20 protein-coding genes and 1 pseudogene are annotated in these 23,428 nt (G+C 42.7%); 9 read left to right on the plus strand and 12 right to left on the minus strand.

Going from position 1 to position 23,428, the window contains the following annotated elements; genetic code table 11:
• Positions 1–15: 15 nt before the first annotated feature.
• A complete protein-coding gene (locus FQ082_RS00105; RefSeq protein ID WP_149491568.1) occupies positions 16–1,734 on the minus strand; it encodes a phosphoethanolamine transferase in 1,719 nt (572 codons plus the stop codon).
• 180 nt (positions 1,735–1,914) lie between these two features.
• Between FQ082_RS00105 and FQ082_RS00110 the strand changes: the two genes are divergently transcribed.
• From FQ082_RS00110 to FQ082_RS00130, 4 genes are all read left to right on the plus strand, one after another.
• Positions 1,915–2,910: a phosphatase PAP2 family protein gene (locus FQ082_RS00110; protein WP_149491569.1), complete on the plus strand. Its 996-nt coding sequence runs from the start codon at positions 1,915–1,917 to the stop codon at positions 2,908–2,910.
• Between the two features lie 539 nt (positions 2,911–3,449).
• Entirely contained in the window at positions 3,450–4,478 is a 1,029-nt protein-coding gene (locus FQ082_RS00120; protein ID WP_262498102.1) for an energy transducer TonB, read from the plus strand.
• A 112-nt stretch (positions 4,479–4,590) separates the two neighbouring features.
• The gene (locus tag FQ082_RS00125) at positions 4,591–5,247 is read left to right on the plus strand and encodes a MotA/TolQ/ExbB proton channel family protein (protein WP_149491571.1); all 657 of its coding nucleotides are present in this window, start codon (positions 4,591–4,593) and stop codon (positions 5,245–5,247) included.
• Positions 5,248–5,301: 54 nt separating this feature from the next.
• Positions 5,302–5,703, plus strand: a complete 402-nt coding sequence (locus FQ082_RS00130; protein ID WP_149491572.1) for an ExbD/TolR family protein — start codon at positions 5,302–5,304, stop codon at positions 5,701–5,703.
• A gap of 202 nt (positions 5,704–5,905) precedes the next feature.
• Here FQ082_RS00130 and FQ082_RS00135 read toward each other — a convergent pair whose 3' ends face one another.
• From FQ082_RS00135 to FQ082_RS00150, 4 genes are all read right to left on the minus strand, one after another.
• Positions 5,906–7,051 carry a HupE/UreJ family protein gene (locus FQ082_RS00135; protein ID WP_149491573.1) on the minus strand — a complete coding sequence of 382 codons (1,146 nt, stop codon included), beginning with the start codon at positions 7,049–7,051 and terminating at the stop codon, positions 5,906–5,908.
• Positions 7,048–8,214 carry a tetratricopeptide repeat protein gene (locus FQ082_RS00140; RefSeq protein ID WP_149491574.1) on the minus strand — a complete coding sequence of 389 codons (1,167 nt, stop codon included), beginning with the start codon at positions 8,212–8,214 and terminating at the stop codon, positions 7,048–7,050. Before FQ082_RS00140 ends, FQ082_RS00135 begins: the two co-directional genes overlap by 4 nt.
• Before the next feature lie 76 nt (positions 8,215–8,290).
• Entirely contained in the window at positions 8,291–8,572 is a 282-nt protein-coding gene (locus tag FQ082_RS00145; protein WP_149408333.1) for a hypothetical protein, read from the minus strand.
• 27 nt (positions 8,573–8,599) lie between these two features.
• On the minus strand, positions 8,600–10,075 hold the full coding sequence (locus tag FQ082_RS00150) for a DUF4331 domain-containing protein (RefSeq protein WP_149491575.1): 1,476 nt from the start codon (positions 10,073–10,075) through the stop codon (positions 8,600–8,602).
• Positions 10,076–10,745: 670 nt separating this feature from the next.
• On the opposite strand from FQ082_RS00150, the gene arsS reads away from it, so the two are divergent.
• The 5 genes from arsS to FQ082_RS00175 all read left to right on the plus strand — a co-directional run bounded on the left by arsS (position 10,746) and on the right by FQ082_RS00175 (position 15,256).
• Complete coding sequence (gene arsS / locus FQ082_RS00155) at positions 10,746–11,714, plus strand: arsenosugar biosynthesis radical SAM (seleno)protein ArsS (RefSeq protein ID WP_149491576.1); 969 nt, start codon at positions 10,746–10,748, stop codon at positions 11,712–11,714.
• An 83-nt stretch (positions 11,715–11,797) separates the two neighbouring features.
• Entirely contained in the window at positions 11,798–12,607 is an 810-nt protein-coding gene (locus FQ082_RS00160) for a DUF547 domain-containing protein (RefSeq protein ID WP_149491577.1), read from the plus strand.
• 17 nt (positions 12,608–12,624) lie between these two features.
• Positions 12,625–13,365, plus strand: a complete 741-nt coding sequence (locus FQ082_RS00165; RefSeq protein ID WP_149491578.1) for a TIGR04283 family arsenosugar biosynthesis glycosyltransferase — start codon at positions 12,625–12,627, stop codon at positions 13,363–13,365.
• 102 nt (positions 13,366–13,467) lie between these two features.
• A complete protein-coding gene (locus FQ082_RS00170) occupies positions 13,468–14,091 on the plus strand; it encodes a TIGR04282 family arsenosugar biosynthesis glycosyltransferase (protein WP_149491579.1) in 624 nt (207 codons plus the stop codon).
• Positions 14,092–14,200: 109 nt separating this feature from the next.
• A complete protein-coding gene (locus FQ082_RS00175) occupies positions 14,201–15,256 on the plus strand; it encodes a methyltransferase domain-containing protein (RefSeq protein ID WP_149491580.1) in 1,056 nt (351 codons plus the stop codon).
• A gap of 134 nt (positions 15,257–15,390) precedes the next feature.
• Here the strand turns inward: FQ082_RS00175 and mtnP are convergent, their stop codons facing one another.
• The 7 genes and pseudogenes from mtnP to FQ082_RS00215 all read right to left on the minus strand — a co-directional run bounded on the left by mtnP (position 15,391) and on the right by FQ082_RS00215 (position 23,410).
• Complete coding sequence (gene mtnP / locus FQ082_RS00180) at positions 15,391–16,284, minus strand: S-methyl-5'-thioadenosine phosphorylase (protein ID WP_149491581.1); 894 nt, start codon at positions 16,282–16,284, stop codon at positions 15,391–15,393.
• Positions 16,285–16,331: 47 nt separating this feature from the next.
• Positions 16,332–16,805 carry a GFA family protein gene (locus tag FQ082_RS00185; RefSeq protein WP_149491582.1) on the minus strand — a complete coding sequence of 158 codons (474 nt, stop codon included), beginning with the start codon at positions 16,803–16,805 and terminating at the stop codon, positions 16,332–16,334.
• 251 nt (positions 16,806–17,056) lie between these two features.
• Positions 17,057–17,968, minus strand: a pseudogene (locus FQ082_RS00190) (haloalkane dehalogenase).
• A 190-nt stretch (positions 17,969–18,158) separates the two neighbouring features.
• A complete protein-coding gene (locus FQ082_RS00200) occupies positions 18,159–18,848 on the minus strand; it encodes a glutathione S-transferase family protein (RefSeq protein ID WP_149491583.1) in 690 nt (229 codons plus the stop codon).
• Positions 18,849–18,960: 112 nt separating this feature from the next.
• Complete coding sequence (locus FQ082_RS00205) at positions 18,961–19,497, minus strand: peroxiredoxin-like family protein (RefSeq protein WP_149491584.1); 537 nt, start codon at positions 19,495–19,497, stop codon at positions 18,961–18,963.
• Positions 19,498–20,097: 600 nt separating this feature from the next.
• Entirely contained in the window at positions 20,098–21,363 is a 1,266-nt protein-coding gene (locus FQ082_RS00210; protein ID WP_149491585.1) for a type III PLP-dependent enzyme, read from the minus strand.
• A 1-nt stretch (position 21,364) separates the two neighbouring features.
• Positions 21,365–23,410: an IucA/IucC family protein gene (locus FQ082_RS00215; protein ID WP_149491586.1), complete on the minus strand. Its 2,046-nt coding sequence runs from the start codon at positions 23,408–23,410 to the stop codon at positions 21,365–21,367.
• Positions 23,411–23,428: the final 18 nt, after the last annotated feature.

The raw sequence follows: 23,428 nt of genomic DNA on the forward strand, positions 1-23,428 counted from the left end.
TTGAATAGAAATAGTTTAATGGGTCGTTTTAAAAAAGGTTGGTTCTGACGCTACTTCTTGAGTAGTGATACCAAAAAAATGCAATAAGGTTGGCGTAATAAAATCATGTGACACTGGCTGATTGGTCATATTAGACAGACTCTTAGGATTGATGCCATTGTTTTTAGGTGACCAAATAATGACTGGCACCTGTTTTTGCGCATTCGGCGCAATACCGTACGGCAGACCATGTAAATATACATTGTTTTCACCCAGACTTTCCCCATGATCACTAATATATACCATCACCACATCATAATCTTGCTCGTAGGGTTTTAGCGTATCTATGACGGCATTTAAAAAGTAATCGGTATAGCGAATCGCATTGTCATAACCATTTACAACGGATTGAGCATCACACTTAGATAACTCGTTGGTCATGCAGACTGGCTTGTATTCTTCAAATTCCTTGGGATAGCGTTGGTAATAAGCAGGACCGTGATTGCCCATTTGATGTAATAAAATCAGTGTATCTTGTGGCTTCGCAACTGTCTTGATCCCTGTGTCCGACTTAACTAAAGTATCAAAACCGTCCAACATGCCAATATCACGACATTCAATATCACAATTAGGATTTAGCTTAGGCGTTTTATAGTCCTCAACGGTGACTCGATCTGCCACGCCTTTAGAGCTAGAGTTATTGTCCCGCCAGATAACATTAACGCCTTGTTTGTTGAGGGTATCAAGCACGTTTTCATTATATTCAGCAGTGTCAACGTCGTAATCGCTTCGGTTTGCATAACTGAACATGCAAGGTACTGAATAAGCAGTTGACGTACCACAAGAGGTCGCATGCTTGTAGCTATAGATATCCGGCTGGCTGGCAAGTAACGGCATCGTATCGCGTTTATAGCCATTCAAGCCAATATGGTCAGCGCGAACCGTTTCACCGACTACGAACACCATCAGCTTAGGTTTCGTTATGCTACTGACGGCTGCGGTACGCTTTGCATCTGGCGCATGCAGTATCAAGGTATCAGGGCGGCGTAGCTCATCAACGTAATCGGTACCGAGTTTGATAACAGAATAAACAGGGGTAATGGGATTGGTATAACTACGTACTATTTTATGCTGGCGGAAAAAGCTGGCGTATTGATCTCCAAATGGTAATAGGCAAACCGCTATTATCGCAATAGACGTTATCAAGGTGATTGCCTTTTGCACGATTGAGCGAACTATAGACAAACGCTTTATACGGATCTTACTAATCAAAAAAGCAGGTAGCACACCCAATAGTAGCAGTCGAACAATAAAGCTTGGTGCTATCAAACCCATCGCTTCTGCTTGGTCTGTCTGCAAGCTGTTAACCAACATGCCAGTGTCAAATATCGTTCCATAAGCATCGGTGAAGTAACCACATACTGCCGCAATCAGCACCATAGCAATGAGTACTACTTTTGCTGTCGGTCGATAACATAATAGCTGAAACAATAACCACATCAGCCCAAACAGTAAGCCAGTCAGAGAAACGATAAAACCAATGTTATCAGCAAACGGATAGATCGTTAATACTTGTTTAAAGAAGCCAATATTTGCAGTAGCAACGAGATAGAGCGTAACCACTATAATCAGATAAGTAAGATTGACTTCACGATGATAAAATTTATTTTTATCGAAGGTTGCATTATTATTTTTAGCAAGACTTATATTATGGGTTTCTGCAATGGCTAGATCGGTAATTAAGTGTTTTGACATACACAGACTTCTTAATAGAGTGAGATAAATTTTATTCTCTAAGGTAACAATTACCCTGTTAAGAAGATGTTAAGAAGCCTAGATTAAATGCATAATAGATAACGAAGATCAGATTGTATCTGATACTCTAAAAACTCATGAAATACTCACAAAAACGGCTGTAAAAGAGACTTCTCATTCATGATTACGCTCATCCAAAAAAATCAGCAGTTGTTCCTTTTAGAAGTCTTTATTCTATTAGTGGTGGTTGTTTTATGGATTTTACAGTATGTGGTAATTCGCTATGGTCAGAAGGTACTGAATCAGGTGCCGACATATTGGACGGTGCTCGAACAATATTTTGGAAAAAGCAAACGACTCACTCGCTTAAAAAATAACTATCCAAAACTGTATCATGCTTCGTTGCAAAGGCTCACTGTACAGCACTTTTATGGATTGCCTCTGACGGTTTTATTTTTAGTCATAGGTTATATCTTAGCTTTGTTTTTTGGTTTGGTTGAAGATGTTGTTACTTCAGATACTATTGTGGCAACGGATTTTTTCGTGTCACAGCAGATGAGTATGCTGAGTGAGTCGCCTGTAGTCACGTTTTTTATTTTTATTACTAGCTTTGCCTCTACTGCAACGACCTGTTTAATTGTATTGCTAGTCTGTATCCTATGCTGGGTGATTCGCCAACCCTATATATTAGTAGGGTTCTTAATAGCCACTTTAGGAAGTACGATATTTACTTTCCTCAGTAAACTATTATTTCATCGCACGCGACCAGTAGATATTTTATTGTTTGAGCAGACAGATTCTTTTCCCAGTGGACATGCGACGGTTACGGTTGCGTTATATGGTTTTCTGGCTTATATGGCCATTCGTTTTAGTCGCAACTTTGCCACGCAAGTTCGGATAGCTGTGATTACTGTCTTTTTCTCACTATTGGTAGGATTAAGCAGGATTTTGCTGAATGAGCATTATTTGAGCGATGTACTGGGAGGTTATTTGGTAGGCGCATTATGGCTAACAGTAGCGATTAGTGTGACAGAGTGGCTAAGGACGCGTGACAAAATTGATTGGCAGATAAGTTGGTCAGTTACTCAGGTTCGTCTGGTCTGGCTCAATATTGTATGTGTACTGATCGGCACCTCGATATATGCTGAATTTTATCAGTTGCCATTGTTAATCTAAGTAAATTCAAGATATTAATGCCAAAAAAATAGTATCGTTCATATTTAACATTAATAATAATGGCTAGTTTTTAGTCATAGGCTCGTCCCAGTACGGTGGTGTACCATAATACCCGTCCATAAAATTAATAAAGCGTCTCACCTTCTGTGGTAGCAGTTTAATGTGGGCATAAACTATATATAAGCCCAAAGCCTCAGTGCAATTTTTAGCAAGACTACGACCAGTTTACCACTCATAAGCGCTTCACTAATAATGAAAGCCGGCTGTAATATCAGTCCTGCTCTTGCAATAGATACATTCATTACTGTAAGCACAATAAGCTACTTCAGCACTCCATAAAAATTACTATATAATCTGACGCTTATAGGCAAATATTTGCTATCGTTGATGGACAATTATTCAACTGCTATTTCTAATAGGCTGCCTAATAAATCATCATGATACTAAATCCATCTACCCGTCTCAGCGGCTCTATCAGTGCTTGGATAACTATCTTTGTGATTATATTACACGGTCTTACTGTATGGGCTGTGATATCTATGGATAGCCCTGAAATTTTAGAGGCTAAAGCGGCTAAGCCTCAGGCAATCCAATTAGAGCTAGTGACATTGCCAAAATCATCCGCAGCGGCTACTGCAGAACGTCGTGCCGAAAATATCCTTACAAAATCTAACTCTGTTCCTCAACGACTGCCGCAATCAGAGAAAAAATCCGCTGAACTATCAGATACTAAACAGGTAGAAGCTAAGTCAGTAAATGCTGTGTCAGAGCCAACCTTTAGTAAACCGCTAAATTCTATCAAACCTTTAAGTTCTGAACCAAAAAAACAACCATCTGATCCAATAAAAAATCAGTCAAACCCAGAAAAGACTAAAATAACAAAAGAAACTCAATTGCCAGTCTTGGTACAGAAAAATACGACCAAAGAATCGGAAGAAATTGCCAAAAAAATGACGGAAGAAGAACAGGATCTTGTAGCCTTGGTTCAAGCGATGACAGAACAGGTCAGCCCTGAATCAACAGGTATGTCAACGCAAGGGCTGGTCATAAAAGAGACGAGAAAAACAGTTAAGATTAAGGTTAAGGCTGAAGAAGAGATAGATATAGATATAGCATCGTTAATCCGATCAGTGACAGCACAATTCAATCGTGATCAAGCACGTCAGTGGCAAGAAGGTAGAAAACGTGCGGGACAAGAGCTGCTGCAAGCGCAGGCTGGCAGGAGTAATGAGAAACGAAAACAGCTTAATCTCAATGATGAGGCAGTTGACTTTTTGGAGGAGCAAGCCAGCTGGCTTGATCAGAAGAAACCTGAAACAGACCTACCATCGGCGATTTGGCGCGAAGTGACTAGTCAATCAGGCGATATCTTCACTGTATTATTGGAGCTTCATGTCGATAAAAGCGGCTACATTACGGATGTGCAATTGCTCGAATCATCGGGTAATAAGATTGTTGATATTGCAGCGATGACTCAAGTCAGAGCAGGACAACTTAAACCGTTCCAACAAAATGAGCGACCTGTTAATGGCATTGTACCGATGTCATTAATATATGAGCGACCTTAATCTAAGTAATAGCTCGTTTTCCTTTTTTGATTAAACCGACTATATGAAGAATGTGTTCATAAAAAATGTATTGTCAGCCTCACTAGCTACTTAACTGCTTTTAGGAGTCTATATGGATTTTACAGATTATTGGCAATATACGGATATCATTACTAAGAGTTTATTTTTTGCATTATTTGCTTTGTCGATTGTGTCTTGGGTGACAGGGATTTTACGACTGTACTATAGCCATCAGTTGGCTAAAACCGTCGTCGTTGACTTAGCTCAGCAAATACACAATCAGATACCGTCCACTTTGCAAGCTAGCCCAGAAGAGCGCAGGCTTCTGACCGAACAGATGTTATTACAGCAGATTGGTCGATATCGTTATCAAAGCGAGCAAGGGTTATCGCTGCTCGGTACGACTGCTGCTATTGCACCCTTTATTGGGCTATTTGGGACAGTGTGGGGCATATTCCATGCGCTACGTAGTATTGGTGATAGTGGGCAGGCAGGACTTGCCCAAGTAGCGGGCCCAGTAGGTGAAGCGCTTATTATGACTGGTCTAGGTCTTGCGGTCGCGATTCCTGCGGTGATTTTCTATAACGTTATTACGCGTATGAATCGCCGAATCTTGTATAGAGCCAATGACATTGCGCATGGTCTATTAGGCGAGTCAATGCGACCGAGTATGCTAGCAAATAGCAAAGCAACTCCCGTTAAAGCAACTGGTGCCAAAGTGACTGGTGCCAAAGTGACTGATAGTCAAGTTGCTGATGGCAAAGTATAGACAGTGGCTATTCATTCGATAAACTGACGAATAAAGAAAAATAAGGAGGCAGGTATGGCATTCCATCTAGGTGATGAAGAGACCCAAGGTATGAGCGAGATGAATCTCATTCCGCTCATTGATATTATGCTGGTACTGATGATTATCTTTTTGGTCACAGCCACGGTGATGAATCCAACCGTACCACTGGATTTGCCCGATACCAATGCCACAGTAAGCGGCTTGCCTGATGAGATATTGCAAATAAGCATTGATAAAGACAATGGTCTATTTTTGGATGAGGAAGCGCTGACGTTAGCGCAATTGCAATTGCGGCTTGAAGAAACATCAAAAGATGGTAGTAATCCGAATATTCATTTGCGGGCGGATCAAGACACCCGTTATGATATGGTGGCGCAAGTGCTGGCTGCCGCCAGTACTGCGGGTTTGACTAAGGTTGCTTTTGTCACTGAATAAATAGCCATTTATAGAATACAAAATTTCCTGCTGCAAACATTAGAGAAGGGGCTAAGATTATTAATCTTAGCCCCTTCTCTAATGTCTTAAACCGTGTTTATGATAAAAGCAAACATAGTGGAATCGCTGTAAAACTAGTCGAAATTATTCAATAACGTATCGATGTTATGTTGAACAACCTATATGTATTTTAACTTTTTAATCACGTTATTCGTTCAAAAAACCACCACAATGCAATGGCGATACTGACAAAAGAGCCAGCATAGAATATAACCGATTTATAAAAACGCGTATGACGTAATAACAGCGCGATCGGAAATACTATGGCAATGAATACTAGTTGTCCTAGCTCAATCCCTACATTGAAGCTTAATAATGCCAATACGCGCTCACTTGTTGCTAGTGGCAGATCTACGAGCACATTGGCAAAGCCAAACCCGTGAATCAGACCAAAAACAAAGGCCAGATAGACGGCTCGCACTCGTAACATTGGTACCAGATTGTTTAACGCGGCGAATGCGATGGACAGAGCAATTAAAGATTCGATAAAGCGGGCAGGTATACTGACGATACCAAGGGCAGCTAGGCTCAAGGTAATTGAGTGTGCAAGCGTAAAGGACGTTGCAATCCAAAATACCTCAAGTAATGCAACTCGCGGTTTGGCAACGGCAACCAATTGTTTTTGCTTACGCACGTAAACTGCTGGTATTAAAAGGACAAACAAAAACAATAGATGATCCCAGCCGATCAGCAAGTGGTGTATCCCACTTTTCAAAAAGTTTGTCGCCGTAGAGAACCAGCCGGAGTCTGTCCCAGCACCTAATGAAGTTTGTCCAACGGTCAATACTTGAACCGGTAATTCGCTACCAGCTTGCGTCAGTATCAAGCGGTGGTTAGCATCGATACCTGCCAGAACTTGATAGTTAAGCTCTGAGATAGCAGCAGCGCAGCCCAACTCAAATTCGGTATGTAAGTAATTAAAGCCACCACGCGTATTAATCGCTAGTGGCGCAAAGTTTGTGGTTTGGCAGGATTGATCGCCCGCTGATAATGTCACCTGAGCAGCAATAAGCTGTTCTATAAGCGTCGTCTGTGATTTGACCTCTGCCCAACTTACTTGACTGTCTTGGTTTGAGTCTATATCTATCAGCAAAGCTAAGTCTCGAAGCGATAGCTCGTACTTAGCCTTATAAGCAGTATCTGCTGTACTCGACGAGCTCAGGGGCTCTAAGTTTAAGTAAGCCGTACTAGATTCATGTGCCTGTAGTGCCGTAGACGTCAGCACCAATAAGAATAAAGTCAGATAACGATAAGTGTGACTCCAAATGAGCCTGATAAATGCGCTCATGAAGGTGTCTCCTTACTTGAACGGCTAATTTTTCCTAAACGCAGATTGCGCTCGAGTGCTGGGTATTCAAATTGTGTGTCTGTCATAAACTGGCGCAATAGCTCAATGTCTTTTTTGCTACCGGCTTTGATGGCTGCTGTCGCATAGATCACGATGTCAGCCGTTTCGCGCTGTTGTTGCCAGTTTTCGCGAGCCAATTGCAGCGCTGGGTTAATTTGGTTAGCAAGTAGGGCATAAGTAGCCTGTTCACGCATGTGGGCATTTTCCTCACGTATCTTCCATACATCGATGCGTTCTTTCATAAGTCCTAAGTTTTGCTGAGCGTTAGGATCCCCCAGTTGAATTTGAGCCGTGATGAGCTTTAGCAACAGCGCGTCTTTGTCAGTATGATCCTGAAGCAATAGCCGCGTTTTTTCATAGTCTCCTTGTTTTAATAGCCAATCAGCGCGTGCCATGAGTGCGGGTACAGTTTGAGTGTCCATCACACTAAAGACTTGAGTAGCAAGCGCAACATCCTTGCTACGCAGTGCAGCGTCTGCCTGAATAAGGTAAATCCAGCGTGCGGTCGATGCATCGAGTCCGGGCGCAAGATTGGCGAGCCCATTCAGGGTTTGCTTTGCTTGCGTCAGTTGACCGGTCATGCTCTGCACTTGAGCCATACATGCCAATTGATAGACACGTAGAGAAGCATCATCGAGCTTTGTACAGTAGCTTATTGCCTCCTCAAACTGACCTTGTACGACAAGCAGAGAAGAGAGTGTCAACAGCGCATCTGCATGAGCAGGATCTTTACTTAATATCTGCTTTAGCTGTGCTTTTGCTTCGGAGAACTTGTGATCTGCCTGCAATGCTCGTGCTCGTAACATGAGGGTTTCTACATCCGGATCCTTTATTTGATCCAGCTGCGCTCGGGCTTGACCCAGCGCACGTGGATCACCCTGTAAGTAAGCGCGCTCTAAAAGCTGACTGGTTTGCTCAGGACTGGCTGTGCTCGCACTAGACAAGAAGCTGTCTGAGTTTGAGTAGCGCGGCGGCGGTGAATCGGTGGGTAAGGTCTCAAGAATTTGTTGGTCGCTTTTTGGAATAAAGGGTGCAGCATGAAGAAGGGGGCTGCCGATAAGTAATAACGGTAGTAGTCCAATAAAGGGCTTAATCCAGTTCATAAGATCTCTCAGCTCAAAACATAAAGAAACACCTGATCAAGAGTTTGATCAGGTGTCAGGTTTATATCACGTCAGATTACAACGAGGCGTTGGCACCTGTTACCGCAACAGGCTCTGCTAGATTGGCTTCGGGAAGGATAATCCGATCAATATCTTGCGGTTCGTCGGTATTTACATCCTTACTGGCGTTGATCACGGTAGAGACTCTCTCGACTGCTAGATTTGCCTTCGCTTGATCTGCTGCTACATTGGGATTGCCCTGATTTCCTGTCTCAAAGTTCTTGTTGTCGTTATCACCGAAACAGCCAGTAAGAGCAGCCGATCCGGTAACCAATATCGCTAAAAGTACATAGCGCATGGTGTTTCTCCTTAGGTTAGATTCAGCTTAGCGACTGCCTGCATTAGGGGTTTTTAGATAAGGAAAGACTGAGTCAAAAGCAGTGGCAGATTTTACGACTCCATCAGTAAATGGCGCTGTACCAGCTTTCGCATCAGCAGGGACACAAGTAGCTTCTGGAGGTAGTCCAGCATGACATAGGACGCCCATCGCTACTCTTAACGATACATCAGTTACATCATCACCAGGTCGTCTACCATTCGGGAAACCTGATGTATCACCACCAATAACACCTAAGTCATTTTGACTTGCCGCTACTACAGTAGGTGTCGTGGTATTTAAGCGTAACATATCAGCTGGGACTAAAGCTTTGTTAGCTGGTTTGTTGATAGTAGGAACGCCCGTTAGGAACGCAGTCACTAGATCTTGACGCGGGAAGTTAGTAGGTGCTGGCGCACTTGGATATAGTTTTTGAATCAAAGCAGGTAACGTAGGATAGAACACATAATTCTTGAAATTAGCCACGTCATCTTTTGGCTCTGATGCGTTAAATTTGTCTTTGTCTTTAAGACCAATGACGACCTCATTGACCAGCGGCATACCCAATCTTGAAACTTGAGTCCATGCACCACCTTTCTTAGCGGTGGTACTGATACCAGAAGCAGGTGAAGGATTGACTAAGGTAGCCTGACGGACACTGGCAGTCGTCCAAGCGCCAATCACAGGATCTACACCTCTCTTATTATTGCCTAAATCTACTTGGGCTGCATTAACGAGACAAGCTTTAGGTATTTCCATTGCAATAGAGGTAATATTCTTATCTGCTAGTACGTTCGTACCGCCATCACGTGGACCTAATGGGTTTAGGTTAATCAAATCGAATACTTTGCCTAAATCAATAGCAAAGCTTTCAGCACGTTGACCGACAAAGACCTTGCCAGCCCCACAAGTGCCTAAGTTTAACGGTTGAATAAAGCCTCTTGCATAGCCTGGATAGTCTGCAAAAGACTTGGTGCCGATATAGTCAAATGGCTTGTTAAAATTCCCCAGTGGTGTACGCGCGCCGCTACGGCGATCACCTTTAACCATCGTCACACCATAGCTTTCACTGGTTTGCACGTTAGCTGGGTTTGAGGCATCGCCCGCGTTAGATAATGGTATCGCAACATTTGACGGACCGCCTGAGGGTATTTCGATGCTATTTAGTGTTTGTTTGAAGTCAAATTGGAAGGTGACGTCTTCGACCGCATCACCGTTGTTATCAATGTGGATCTCATATAGAGCATCATCATCTAACGAAAAATAGTTAGGTCCACCGTAGGCATCTTGCAGTGGTAAATAGTTAGCAATGATGGTGACGTAATCTGCTCGGCCACTCTCATAGCTGTTAAACATATAGAGGTCAGTGGCATCAACTTTAGGCGTTTTGGTGATTGAGGGCGCTTCACGGTGACTAGAGGCTACAGCGCTTGCACTTGCGCATAAAGCCATCGCTGCTAATAGAGCGTGTATAGTATATTTCATACGAATCCTTGTAAAAAAACTTGAGGGCTAAGGGGTATTTAAATCATAAATATATAGACGGTATATACTTGGATATTGCATTACTAAATGGTTGATTTTAAAATATTTCCGAGAGGTTCCTGAGACAATTTAAATTTTTATTATATATAATCCATATATAAATATATCTAAACTATCCTCTGAATAAGTTAAACGAAACTATATGCTTAAGCAAGAATTTTATTATGGCACTCATCGGGTTTATCGTAACGTTCATCGGATTTATTGGGATAAGTGTTGTTTTTCTGTTACAAAAGCGTTTTTAAATCACTTATAAAGGTATTTACTTAAAAACATAAGGGAAATAAATGGAATATTAGCGCAAGAAAAGCAAGGATAATGGAATAATAAGCTGATAAAAAAGGCTCATTATTCAGGAGAGAATGGCACACGCTTTTAAGTCGTTCAAAGTTTTGAAAATATCGCAGCTTCATCTTGTCCTTATATATAGCTAACATTATAAATGTTCAATAATCTAAGATTAATGGCAATGCATCAGAAAAAATAAGGTATTATTAATTAGATTAGCTTTATACAAGCAGTAGATTTATAAGACAAACACTATCTATACCAAAGATTTAATGATGTCCATTTATAATTAAGAAGACTGACAACTGGATTCTATACTACTATGAAATCTACCATTGAATTACTCGAAGATACTGATTTTCCTACTATTAAAAGGCGAGAGCTTAAAATCTTGCAAGTGAATATGGGTTACTTATGCAATATGTCCTGTGTGCATTGTCATGTTGCCGCCAGTCCGTACCGTACAGAGATGATGTCACGTGAGCTGGTTGAGCTGATTCCACAAATTTTACAAGCGCAAAATATCGATACACTGGATTTGACTGGTGGAGCGCCTGAAATGCATGAAGACTTTAAGTACTTGGTTAAAGCGGCACGAGCGCTGGGTGTCAAAGTGATTGACCGCTGCAATCTGACGATTCTGATGGTAAAAGGTTATGAGGATATGGCGCAGTTCTTGGCGGACAATGAGGTTGAGGTTGTTGCTTCGCTTCCTTGTTACTCATTAGAAAACGTAGACAAGCAGCGCGGCAAAGGGGCGTTTGATGACAGTATCTTAGGACTACACAAGCTTAATGCTTTAGGTTATGGTAAATCTGGTTCGAATTTGACATTGAATCTTGTGTATAACCCGCAAGGGGCGACACTACCACCCAATCAGCAGCAGCTAGAAGCGGATTATAAGCGCGAGTTGAAAGCGCACTTCGATATTGAGTTTAATCAGCTATTTGCGTTAACCAATATGCCTATTCAGCGCTTTGGTGCGGTTTTATTGGCTAAAAAACAGTTCCATCCTTATATGGATTTACTTAAAGCCAATTATGTGGCGTCCAATTTAACCGAAGTGATGTGTCGCTCGACTATCAGTGTAAATTGGCTGGGAGAATTATTTGATTGCGATTTCAATCAGCAGCTTGAGATTCCGGTACCAAACAAAGCCCGCCGTCATCTACGAGATTTATTAACACAAAATCCTGCAGGTGATGATATTGCCATTGCGGACCATTGCTATGGGTGTACGGCAGGACAGGGCAGTAGCTGCGGCGGTATTTTAGAAGAGTCAGCTATATAGCTTTATTAGAGTAGATTAGATAAAACTGGAATAAATGAGATTAGGATAGGCAAAAATCTATCTATCTAAGCGGAGTTACTACCATGTCATTATTCAATAACTTAATAGTCAAAACGACTATTGCCACCGCTATTTTGTTATCAAGCGCAGCCGCCTATGCAGATTTTAATCACAGCAGTTGGGATACGTTGCTAGATAAACATGTAACCATGACCAATGCTGGCAAAGCGTCGGTAGTTGATTATGTTGGCATGCAGTCAGATAAAAGTAAATTAGATAGCTATATGGCTGCCACTAGTAAGGTCAGTCAATCTGAATTTAACGGTTGGAATAAAGATGAGCAGCTAGCCTTTTTAATCAATGTCTATAACGCAGGAACGGTGGAGTTGGTGCTCACCAAGTATCCAAATATCAAATCAATTAAAGATATTGGATCTGTATTAAGCTCACCTTGGAAGCAGAATTTCATTCCACTATTGGGTAAAACACGCTCGCTAGATGATATTGAACACAATCTGATTCGCGGCTCCAAGCGTTACAACGACCCACGCATTCACTTTGCGGTTAATTGTGCCAGTATTGGTTGTCCTGCGCTCCTAGACGATGCGTTTACTGGAAAGCGCTTAGAGAAGCAGTTAGAGCAAGTGACCAGTAAGTTTTTGGCAGACAGCAGCCGTAATCGCTTGAAGGGCAATACGCTTGAGGTATCACCAATTTTTAAATGGTATAAAGAAGATTTTACGATGGGTTGGCGCGGTACTAATGACGTTGCAGGATTTTTGGGACGTTATAGTCAAGCATTAGGAATGAATAGTACTCAAGTGAAGGCCTTAGAGCAGGGTAAAATAAAAGTCAGTTATACCAATTATGATTGGCGGTTGAATAAGAAATAAATTGGGCGTTAATAAAAATGACTGCTGTGCCAATCACACTCTCTATCGTAATACCGTTATTAAACGAAGCGGATAATTTGCCTAAATTGATGGATCATCTTGCTCATCTGAATCCAGCACCTTATCAGGTCATATTAGTGGATGGTGGTTCAACAGATAACTCAGTTGCCATTACCAAGGAACTGATTGAAAGTTTGATAGATATCAGTCCATCCGTTATTAGTGGACAGGTTATTGATTGGCAAATAACAGAGTCCGCCGCTGGACGTGCGCTGCAAATGAATGCAGGTGCTGAGCTAGCAACGGGTGACGTGTTGTTGTTTTTGCATGCGGATACGCAGCTGCCGAACCACACTATTGCTGATATTACATCAGCCGTCAGGCACGCCGCGTGGGGGCGTTTCGATGTGCGTTTGGACAGTTCTGCATGGATGCTAAAGGTAGTCAGCCAGATGATTAATTGGCGTTCCAGATTTAGTGGGATTGCAACGGGTGATCAAGCGATATTTATCAAAAAACCACTTTTTGAGCAGCTGGGTGGTTACCCTCAGCAGCCACTTATGGAAGATATTGAACTTTGCAAACGTCTTAAAGCTGTTGGTAAGCCGGCTTGTCTACGAAGCAAGGTAATAACTTCGGCACGGCGCTGGCAACAATATGGAACTTGGCGCACGATAGGTTTGATGTGGCATCTGCGTTTTGATTACTGGCGCGGTGTCTCTGCTGATATTATTAAGCAGCGTTATTATAAGACTTAGTAGCTAACAATTGCCTTTATTAGCCGTGAAGAATCCTAGAGTGCGCTCAAACCATTTCAACTTGTAATAATAAAAATTCAAATACTTATGCCAAGAGATGCTATGCAAACAGACGCGCTTATTATTATCTTCGCCAAGTTCCCCGCTCGTGGTATGGCAAAGACACGTTTGCAGCCTGCGCTTGGTCTTGAGGGTGCATCACTTATAGCAAAACAGCTGTTATTGCATAGCGTTGAGCAGGCACTAGCAACCGGATTGAGCGTCGAGCTGTGTGTGAGTCCAGCGCCAAATGATTTATGTTGGCAGACGCTTGGTTTACCTGAGTCATTGCAGTGGTCAGCGCAAGCAAATGATGACTTAGGGTTACGTATGTTAGCTGCTAGCAGGCAAGCGTTAAATACTTTTAAACAGGTGGTATTGATTGGCACGGATTGCCCAAGCTTAACGCCAGTGCGTATTCAAGATGCAGTGCAGCAATTAGAACAGTCTGATACGGTCATGATTCCTGCCTCAGATGGCGGTTACGTGCTCTTAGGGTTTAAGCAAGTTGATGCCAGTTTATTTTCGGATATTGAGTGGAGCACTGCCAGCGTGGCAGCAGTGACTCGACAACGTATTGCAGCATTGAGTTGGACATTGGCGTTATTAGACCCACTGCACGACATTGATGAGCCTACAGATTTAAAACATTTGCCCGTAGGTTGGCTTGAAAAAATAGGCTCTTGATTAGCTGGTTCTTTAAATATGGTTCATATTTCTTATCTTTAGGATGACCCTGATATAGGGGGCTGAATAAGGTTGCTTAAGCCGTTTTATTATTAACAAGGAAGTTATTATGCATGAGGTCGTTCAAGATTATTATGGCAAGCAGCTACAAAGTACTGAGGATTTGAAAACGTCAGCATGCTGTGATATTAGCAATATGCCAAGTTGGTTAAAGCCTTTGTTAGCGAATATTCATGATGAGGTTCTAAGTCGATATTATGGTTGTGGCTTGGTCTGCCCAGCGCTACTTGAAGGCTGCCGTATCCTAGATTTGGGCTGCGGTTCGGGCCGTGATGTCTATGCATTAGCACAATTGGTTGGACGTACAGGTCATGTGGTCGGTGTCGATATGACAGATGAACAACTAGCCATTGCAAAGCAGCATCAAAATTATCATGTGGATAAATTTGGCTACGACAATGTGACTTTTCTCAAGGGCTACATCGAAAAGCTAGATGAGCTCAATTTAGACCCCAATAGCTTCGATATCATTGTCTCAAATTGTGTTATTAACCTATCGCCTGATAAAGCAGCGGTGATGGCCAGTGTGCAGCGTTTGCTCAAGCCTGGTGGTGAGTTTTACTTCTCTGATGTCTATGCAGACCGCCGTATCCCGCAGCATTTAGTCAATGATCCTGTCCTTTATGGAGAGTGTTTAAGTGGTGCCTTATACTGGAAGGATTTTGAGCGCTTAGCGCGACATGCTGATTTTTTAGACCCGCGTTTGGTTGAAGATCGTCCGCTTGAAATCACCGATCCGCTACTTGCTGCTAAGATTGGCGATATTCAGTTTTTTTCCGCTACTTATCGATTATTCAAGATTGCCACGCTGGAAGATGCTTGTGAAGACCACGGTCAAGCAGTCATCTATCACGGAACCATTGACCAGCTACCGCATCATTTTAATTTAGATAAACATCATACGATTGAGACAGGTCGCGTTTTCCCTGTCTGTGGTAATACTTTTCGTATGCTAAAAGAATCACGCTTTGCTAAGCATTTTGATTTTATTGGCGATGATAGTCGTCACTATGGTATTTTTGCAGGTTGTGGTGATATCCTACCGTTTGGTCATCAAGCGAACATAGTGTCTGGGCCGTTTGTTAATTCAGGAAGCTGTTGCTAAAAATAAAACCTGTATGATGTTGAAAAAGCTATCTCTCCAAAAAGCTGTCTGTCAAAAATAAAAGAGGCCCTCAAATAGTTTGAAGGCCTCTTTTATTTTTGACAGAACATTATAAGTGTCTAAGGTTTTAACCTCTACGGAAGTAATGCTGCAAGTCTTGTCTTAGTCTCTGCGCTCATCGCTTCAACAGGCGTGACTAATGCTTGGGTCAAAGCAGTATGAGCGATGGATTTCGGCTGTTCGGATGCAATTAATGCCACAGCTTGCTTAATGACTTGCTGCGCGTTGTCTGCATTTTTCATTAGATTTTGTATAGCATAATCTGCACTGACGGCTTGCTCATTTGGATGCCAACAATCAAAATCTGTCACTAGCGCTAACGTTGCATAGGCGATGCTGGCTTCGCGTGCCAGCTTAGCTTCTGGCATATTGGTCATACCGATAATATCCGCTTGCATCTGCCGATACCAGTGTGATTCTGCGCGAGTTGAAAACTGAGGTCCTTCGATACAGACATAGGTGGCTTTTGCGTGGCACTGCCCATCGGCAATATCCGCGTTGTCATAAGCTCGAATCAAGATGTCTGCTATTTCAGGGCATAAAGGGTCAGCCATTGACACATGGGCGACCGCACCATCTCCAAAGAACGTGCTTACTCTCTGCTTAGTCATATCAATCATTTGATCGGGGATGACCATATCTAGTGGTTTCAGCGTTTCTTGCAATGAGCCAACCGCTGATACTGAGACGATATAGAGTACGCCTAAAGTCTTTAAGGCATAGATGTTGGCACGATAAGGCACCTCAGAGGGGGTTAACCTGTGTCCTTGACCATGTCGCGTTAAGAATGCAACTGTGACGCCATTAAGTTCACCGAGCACGATGTCATCAGATGGCTCACCATAGGGTGTCTCAATTTTAACGCTGCGCTTATTGGTCAAAGCTTGCATTTGATACAGACCGCTACCGCCGATAATAGCGATATCGGCAGCGTTTTTTACCGTAATTTCTACTGCGGTTGAAGTCATATTGGGCTCCAAATGATAATTGGTAGAGTCTATCAAAGCTAATACTACTAGCGTTTACTGACTCTCTTATACATACCTTGAGCAAGCGCCTTCAAGATCATCGCCTGACTTTGCACAAAGCCGTTGTACTTGGGCAAATCATCCTCTATATCGCTGGTGCGGCGATTATAAAATAGATGCATAGTTGGCTTGGGTAGTGCCGCCATATCAGGATAATTTGTTGTGGGTATTAATATTAGATTGCCGCCCAACGCCATTTCTATACTGGGTTTATTGCAACGGGTACAAAGTCCGCGGCTAATATTTGGTGGGAGTTTCCAACGGCGAAATTTGGTTCTGATAAGGTTTAATGAACTCACATCGGGTTTAAGTAAAATCGTCACATCATTATAAGCTTGGCCGGTGAATTCTTGGCAAATAGTGCAGTGGCAGATAAAGCGTCCAATGGGCTGATTGTTGATTGTATAAGTATTGCTATAACAGGAGCAAGAGCCTTCTTGTGGGGTAAATCCTCTGCTCATTGGTCGGTCCTTAATAGTAGGGGCGTGGATATTTATTGTTTTGAAATATAGCACTATCCTAGCGTATTAGTGTAGTCGCTTTCAGTATCATGATCGAATAGGATCTATGTTAAAGAAGATGCAGAGATAAACTAGTGGTTTAATGAAGCATTTAGCATGACTAACAAAAAGCAAAAGCTGTCAAAAAACTATAGAAAATAGCGCAAAGTTCTGTATATTTTTTACTTTAAGTAACTTAGGGTGATAATGAATTATCTCGGGTTATCATAAATAAATTGGACCAAAAGCTTAGCCACTTTTTCACCTTGGTCTTCTTGAAGAAAATGTCCGCCGTTGGCAATAATCGTATGTGCTTGACCTTTGGTGCCGGGAATGAGTTTTTGCATAATGCGATCGCCACCAGCAGTCACTGGGTCAGAATCGCTGAACAGCGTGATAAAGGGCTTTGTCCATTTACTCAGCTCAATCCATGCAGCGCGGTTATTTTCTGAAGCAGGATCATCCGGCGTCGAGGGTACAAGCAGTGGAAACTGTCTAGCACCCTCCTTATAGGATTCATCAGGAAATGGCGCATTGTAGGCGTCAATCACCGCCTGTGATAGCTTGGTAACGGTACCGCTCTTGATGGTCCCTCCGACATGAAATTGAGGTATTTCCTGCGAGAATTGTTGCCATTTACGAAAACCTTCACCTAGATCGTGGTCGCCGGTGGGGAGCATGGTGTTGCCAGCTGCTACCCGAGCAAATCGGTCTGGATTTTCTGCAACCAAACGCAAACCAATCAGTCCACCCCAATCTTGACAAAACAGAGTGATGTTATTCAGATCTAATTGGTCGAGTACGGATTGCATCCAGTTGACATGACGTTAGTAGGTATAGTCAGTACGAGACGTGGGTTTGTCTGAGCGCCCAAAACCGGGGAGGTCTGGCGCAATAACGCGGTGTCCCGCTGCAGTCAGTATCGGAATCATTTTACGATATAGATAACACCATGAAGGCTCCCCATGCAACAGTAACACTGGATCAGCGTCTCTTGGTCCTTCGTCTAAATAATGCACACGCAGCTCATTGTCTTCGCTGTCGTCGACCATTAGATAGTGCGGGTCAAAGTTGTAATCTGGTAGGTTTGCAAAACGCGAATCGGGAGTTCTGAGGATTTTCATGTCTCGTCCTTGAGTTGGGTAAATGAGCGCGTATTCTTACACAGCTGATGGAATCTTAGAGTTAGGGTGGATCGCCACAAAACCCGATGAGAATGGATCGCTGTCACCAATCTTAATCATGTGAGCATCATATTCCGTACTCTTACCCTATGCCAATTATTCCTCTAACTTGATAGTCGTTCTTTGGCTGTTAGGTATTCTTATCGGGTTTAGCAAAGTTTTGAGGATATAGCGCGCGTGCTGCCACATCATCAAACTCGGTCTTAAACTCGATGCCTTTAGGAATATTTCGGGCTTTTTGGACCGCAGGACGGGCACTTATATTTGCAAACCAGCGCTTTAGATTAGGATAGTTATCTAAACCTTCTTCGCCTAACACTACGGTTGCTTTATCAATCCACCCCCAAGCTGAAATATCAGCGATGGAATACTCATCGCCAACCAGATACTCGCGACCTTCCATGTGGGTCTCTAACACTTCGTAATGACGTTCGGCTTCACGAAGATAACGATTGATAGCATAAGGCGTTTTCTCTGGTGCCTTATGTCTAAAATGCACGGATTGACCAGAAAACGGCCCTAACCCTGTCGCTATAAACATCAACCATGACAGCATCTCGCCACGATCTTCTGGTTTACCGGCTAATTTCCCTGTTTTTTCGGAGAGATACATCAAGATAGCAGTAGAGTCAAATACACGTTTGCCATTATCTTCGATGGCCGGTGTTTTACCATTCGGATTAATAGCGCGATACTCAGAGGTATGTTGTTCGCCTTTTAAGGTATCTATAGCGATCAACTCACATGGCAAGCCAGTCTCTTCGAGATAGACAGCTACTTTCATCGGGTTTGGGGTTTGATGAAAATAAAATTTGAGCATAACCTGATCCTATCCTGTGGAGGTCTTAGTTTGACAATCATAAAAGCAATGAAAAATACAAATAATCCTTAAAGACTCATGCAGTCATTAAGGATTATTTTTTACAGTGAGCCTAACGATGCGTACCGCGAATAGGGTAGTCATTTTTTCGAATAAAGGCTAAACCATTCGCAAGGGCTTCAAGTTCAGGTCTAGCAAAAGGTGCGTTGGAGATATCAACGATTTGAATTTCTCCATCAGCATTAACCACAAACACACCAGGCTCTGCAAAGGGATGATCAGTCTCTTTCTCTGAACGTGGCTCTGAGATATAAAGTCCTAGCGTATTCATCTGCTCAACAGTCAGACCATAGGCAATAGGGAAGTCGATATCTAATTTTTCTAAATGACTCTCTAATTGCTCTTTACTATCACCTGATACTGCAATGATATCGACACCCGCATCAGCAAATGACGATTTTACGGTTTCTAACTGGTTGAGGTATTTAGTACATATCGGACAATGTTGACCTCGATACACCACGACCAATTTCCAGTCATGACCGTTATCAGGCGTACCTAGTGACTTTATATCACCATTTAGCATTTGTACGTTTATATCGGGGAATTTGACACTGGCTTGAATTTTTTGTCCGTAATTTGATGGCATGATTTATCCTTTAGAAGTGTTTAGAAGTAGGAGTAATTTATGTAGCAATAATCATCTTAACTGGACTAAAATAAATGTTCAAGATATATTTGAGCAATCACTCAAGTTAATTAATCATTCCAATCTACAGATGCTAGTATCCAGTTTATTAAGCGTGTAGTAAAAGAGTATGAGCGCATAGGACAGGCAGTATTTAAAATAGAAGGTAATATGGTAGATTCACCAGTTCCTTTTTTAGGACTACACCCATTACCGCCTTTTCGGATCGCAGACTGTGGTTTTTTAAAGTTGTAATTTATACATCACAAGTGATTTGATATATAGTCAATCCACTATAAATCAACCACAGTTCTACTAGGATAAGTTTTGCGCCGCCTCTGTCTGCGCAGGCACAGTAAGCAAGAAAAATTTATCCCAGTAGCGTGTTATAATATTTGTACTTATTTTATTTAGGACTGACTATATCCGTTTTGTTCGACTTTTGCCACAACCTTACCTGCCGAACTGTCACACTGAAATCAGCTTCATTCTTTCTTAATTATTGACGGTGCCTAGCAAAGACGCATATTTTTCTTTATATATTAAATTAGCCTTATCCTTTTATAAAAAAATCATTTTGGGTGGCTGATGCATTAAGAAGTTTTGGTGAGAAATATTCCAAGCGTAAGCCCCTGCTAATGTGAAAACAAGATAATCGCCGATATGCAACGCTTCAATCCATTGATCTTTTGCCAGTATGTCTTTGGGCGTACAAAGCTGACCGACAAGGGTTGCCTTAGTGCCAGTGATGGCAACTTGCTCTATTAGATTTTCTAGCAACTGGTTTTCCAGTGTTTGGCTCATGCGGCGCGGCACGATGAAAAAAGGATGATTGTGCTGCTGCGCGGCGGGCGTTCTAAAGTGATGCGTGCCGCCATGACCAATCACAAATGTCTCGCCAAGATTTTTTTTGATATCCAGTACCTCCATGACGTAATAACCACAGGGCGCAGTGATAAAACGTCCAATCTCAAACCTGACCGTAAACTGCGGATTTGCCGTTAAAATGCTGGCAAGCTGTTGACAGAATACTTCCCACTCAAAATGCTGCGGCCGCTGATCATAGTGAATACCAATACCGCCGCCCACATTGATAATCAGTTTTGAGGGCAACGACGGATAATTCTGTTGCCATTTCTTGACCATCTCCATATAGCGCTGCATTAATAGCAGATGGCGCTCGACTGATAATTGATGCGACATCAAGTGAAAATGAAACCCACAAAATTCAATAAATGGGCTTGAGTCGATGATAGCTAGCGCTTGCTTGAGATGGGTTTCATCTAGCCCAAAGGGGGTAGGCTTGCCGCCCATGACCAGCTTACTGCTGCCGATATCACCAATATCAATATTCATCCGCAAAAATATACGGACGGGAAGCTGCAAAGATTGACTTAATATCTGGATTCGAGTCAGCTCGACCAGACTTTCCACATGAATGGTATCGATTTGCTGTTGTATGGCTTGCTGTAAGTCTGAGGTCAGCTTGCCCGGTCCACCAAAAATAATAGAGTGGTTTGGCTGGTGGGTTTGTAGCCAATTGAGCTCGCCTGCAGAAGCGGCCTCAAACCCATCTACATGCTCTGCTAAGGTTGATAGTATTTGAGGCTCAGCATTGGCCTTTATGGCATAAAACAGCTGCGTGTTATCAGGCAGGCAGCGCTTCATAGCTGTTATACGCTCTTCTAGAGCTTCCAAGTCATAAATGTAAGCACAGAGCGGTGACGGCTGCGCATCATAATTATGGATACAGTCAATTATTTTTTGAGGAAGCGAATGCTTATCTGATGTTTCGATTAAGTGTGTTGTTGTCGCGTTTGTCATCATTTTAGGCAACTTTTGATTTAGATGGTTTATGAGTTTTTATATTGTCTTTATTGGCGTTGAGCACAGAGTACTGCCACGGGCAAGGAAGCATCACGTAGGCAGAATGTTTATCAGCAAGCGTAAGTAATCGAGTTTTATAATTGGTCTTGCTGGGTAAGCTGCCACCGGCTAACAAATCCTGAATTTCAGGCTGAATGCCATATACCAGCTGCCAATTCATCAATATCTCTTTGACATGCTGCCAAAGTCGCGCCTCTAAAGTCTCCGCTGATTGTGCACCTCGGCATAAATAAAAGATGGCCTCACTAAGATTGTTCACAAAAACGCAATAGGCAATACGTGACCATCCTGCTGCTTTAGAATAGCGGATGGATTGTTTACAGCGCTCGGATAAACCAGTCGCGTCAGCAAGTGACCACAGGCTATCAACCAGCTTGGTGCCTTCCAAATCTCGAATCCAGACGCATGTCGGTAGCCCTTGATGAAAGCCAATTACCGTGTTTTGTAAATGCGGCTCGAAAACAACGCCATGGTTAAAGAAGTAATCAAACGTGCCATCAATTAAAGTATGGGCATAACGGCTGAACCATAAGCAGGCTAGAGTGTCATAAGATGAATGCTCGTTATCACGTTGACCAGTGTGTACGCAGCGTTTTTGTAGCTGGCGCTCGATGACGCTGTCTCCGAACCTATCCTCCGTAAATAAGGCCGCAGCAACTTGTGGCTTAAGATATTTAATTTCATCCGTCGTAAATGACTCTCGAAATAACATGCCAAAGGACTCGGTAATAAACTGAGTCGAGCTGGAATCGTCATCGGGGAATTTGGCGCTCATATCAAGGGTGGCAGCCCCCGGCTCTAACATCAGCTTAAAAGCTGGCGCAGTCAGACGCTTGCTGTGATCAATTTTTTCTAAAATAGCATTCAAATACACGGCACTGTGGAGCTCATACCAAGCGTTTTTGCGAATGCAATTGGTCAGACGAACATGGATAGAGCATTTGATAAAATGTGATAGCTGGTGATGATATAAGGTGCGCACCGATGAGGTTGGGGATACAGCCTTACCTGTCAGACCAAGCGGTATCATATATCCTGATGTGACTGCTCGCTTGATGGTGGGATTTGCCAAGATGTCATTGGCTTCCCACGGATGACAAGGGTAGTAAACCCAATCGGTGTCGCTATCAGGATGTAAACTATCAGTATCTGAATTAATAGACTCTGGTAAGTAGTCAGCGTCAGCAAGTAACGTGCGAGCGATATTGCGCAGTACGGTTTTGGTGTCTTTGCCAATATAGCTGACGAGGGAGGAATCAACCTTAAACCAAAACAGAGCAAACTGGCTTTGGGTTTCGGGCGAGTGCGCCAATAAAGACGTCATATCGACCCCTTGCCGGCTTTTCGGCGACGGATGATACGCATGACCCCACAGCAATGCCTGTTCGCTATCTATATAGCCATTAACGGTAGATTTATCTTGCTGTAAATCGTGATGGTAGTCAGTAGCGTGGTTGGCAGAGGCCTGCAAAAAAGCGGTTGTCACCCTGATGCTATTATCAATCTGGTATTTTAGCTCTTGGTTGATATCGATTTGATAACGCGTAGCAATATAACTGTGCAGATAATCGACCAATTGATGAATGTTGAGGCACGCCCACGATTGACCGCGAGCTTTTAGCCAAGGCGCTCCGCTTGGCTGGCACTTGCCTAAGTGACTAAAATACGCCACTGGCAATACGATTTTTGCAGAAGCGATCTCATTAGCCAAAGGAAATCGAATCGCTAATAGGCGCGTGCTTAGGCAGGCGCGGTTATCACGTAGACATAGTGGTAAGTCGTCATCAGACTCATCAATGCTTAGGTCTTGATTGGGGATAGCAAACTCACGAAGATAACAATTGATGATATTTGTCAGTGCATGCTGCTCAGACTTATACTGATGGTACTGCGAAAGCAGGCTTGGCACTGGGGTATTTTCAACTGTTTTACTTGGTGGTAGAAAATTTGGTATCGTGCTGTTCGATAGTGAAGAGTTTGGTTTCATAAGTGAAGTCTTTTTTAG

Origin of the sequence: Psychrobacter sp. ANT_H56B (assembly GCF_008369245.1) — a bacterium.
GTDB classification, from domain to species: domain Bacteria; phylum Pseudomonadota; class Gammaproteobacteria; order Pseudomonadales; family Moraxellaceae; genus Psychrobacter; species Psychrobacter cryohalolentis.

Coding starts and splice junctions, on each gene's coding strand:
- FQ082_RS00105 (WP_149491568.1), bottom strand. CDS start 1,734: ATGTCAAAACACTTAATTACCGATCTAGCCATTGCAGAAACCCATAAT.
- FQ082_RS00110 (WP_149491569.1), top strand. CDS start 1,915: ATGATTACGCTCATCCAAAAAAATCAGCAGTTGTTCCTTTTAGAAGTC.
- FQ082_RS00120 (WP_262498102.1), top strand. CDS start 3,450: ATGGATAGCCCTGAAATTTTAGAGGCTAAAGCGGCTAAGCCTCAGGCA.
- FQ082_RS00125 (WP_149491571.1), top strand. CDS start 4,591: ATGGATTTTACAGATTATTGGCAATATACGGATATCATTACTAAGAGT.
- FQ082_RS00130 (WP_149491572.1), top strand. CDS start 5,302: ATGGCATTCCATCTAGGTGATGAAGAGACCCAAGGTATGAGCGAGATG.
- FQ082_RS00135 (WP_149491573.1), bottom strand. CDS start 7,051: ATGAGCGCATTTATCAGGCTCATTTGGAGTCACACTTATCGTTATCTG.
- FQ082_RS00140 (WP_149491574.1), bottom strand. CDS start 8,214: ATGAACTGGATTAAGCCCTTTATTGGACTACTACCGTTATTACTTATC.
- FQ082_RS00145 (WP_149408333.1), bottom strand. CDS start 8,572: ATGCGCTATGTACTTTTAGCGATATTGGTTACCGGATCGGCTGCTCTT.
- FQ082_RS00150 (WP_149491575.1), bottom strand. CDS start 10,075: ATGAAATATACTATACACGCTCTATTAGCAGCGATGGCTTTATGCGCA.
- arsS (WP_149491576.1), top strand. CDS start 10,746: ATGAAATCTACCATTGAATTACTCGAAGATACTGATTTTCCTACTATT.
- FQ082_RS00160 (WP_149491577.1), top strand. CDS start 11,798: ATGTCATTATTCAATAACTTAATAGTCAAAACGACTATTGCCACCGCT.
- FQ082_RS00165 (WP_149491578.1), top strand. CDS start 12,625: ATGACTGCTGTGCCAATCACACTCTCTATCGTAATACCGTTATTAAAC.
- FQ082_RS00170 (WP_149491579.1), top strand. CDS start 13,468: ATGCAAACAGACGCGCTTATTATTATCTTCGCCAAGTTCCCCGCTCGT.
- FQ082_RS00175 (WP_149491580.1), top strand. CDS start 14,201: ATGCATGAGGTCGTTCAAGATTATTATGGCAAGCAGCTACAAAGTACT.
- mtnP (WP_149491581.1), bottom strand. CDS start 16,284: ATGACTTCAACCGCAGTAGAAATTACGGTAAAAAACGCTGCCGATATC.
- FQ082_RS00185 (WP_149491582.1), bottom strand. CDS start 16,805: ATGAGCAGAGGATTTACCCCACAAGAAGGCTCTTGCTCCTGTTATAGC.
- FQ082_RS00200 (WP_149491583.1), bottom strand. CDS start 18,848: ATGCTCAAATTTTATTTTCATCAAACCCCAAACCCGATGAAAGTAGCT.
- FQ082_RS00205 (WP_149491584.1), bottom strand. CDS start 19,497: ATGCCATCAAATTACGGACAAAAAATTCAAGCCAGTGTCAAATTCCCC.
- FQ082_RS00210 (WP_149491585.1), bottom strand. CDS start 21,363: ATGATGACAAACGCGACAACAACACACTTAATCGAAACATCAGATAAG.
- FQ082_RS00215 (WP_149491586.1), bottom strand. CDS start 23,410: ATGAAACCAAACTCTTCACTATCGAACAGCACGATACCAAATTTTCTA.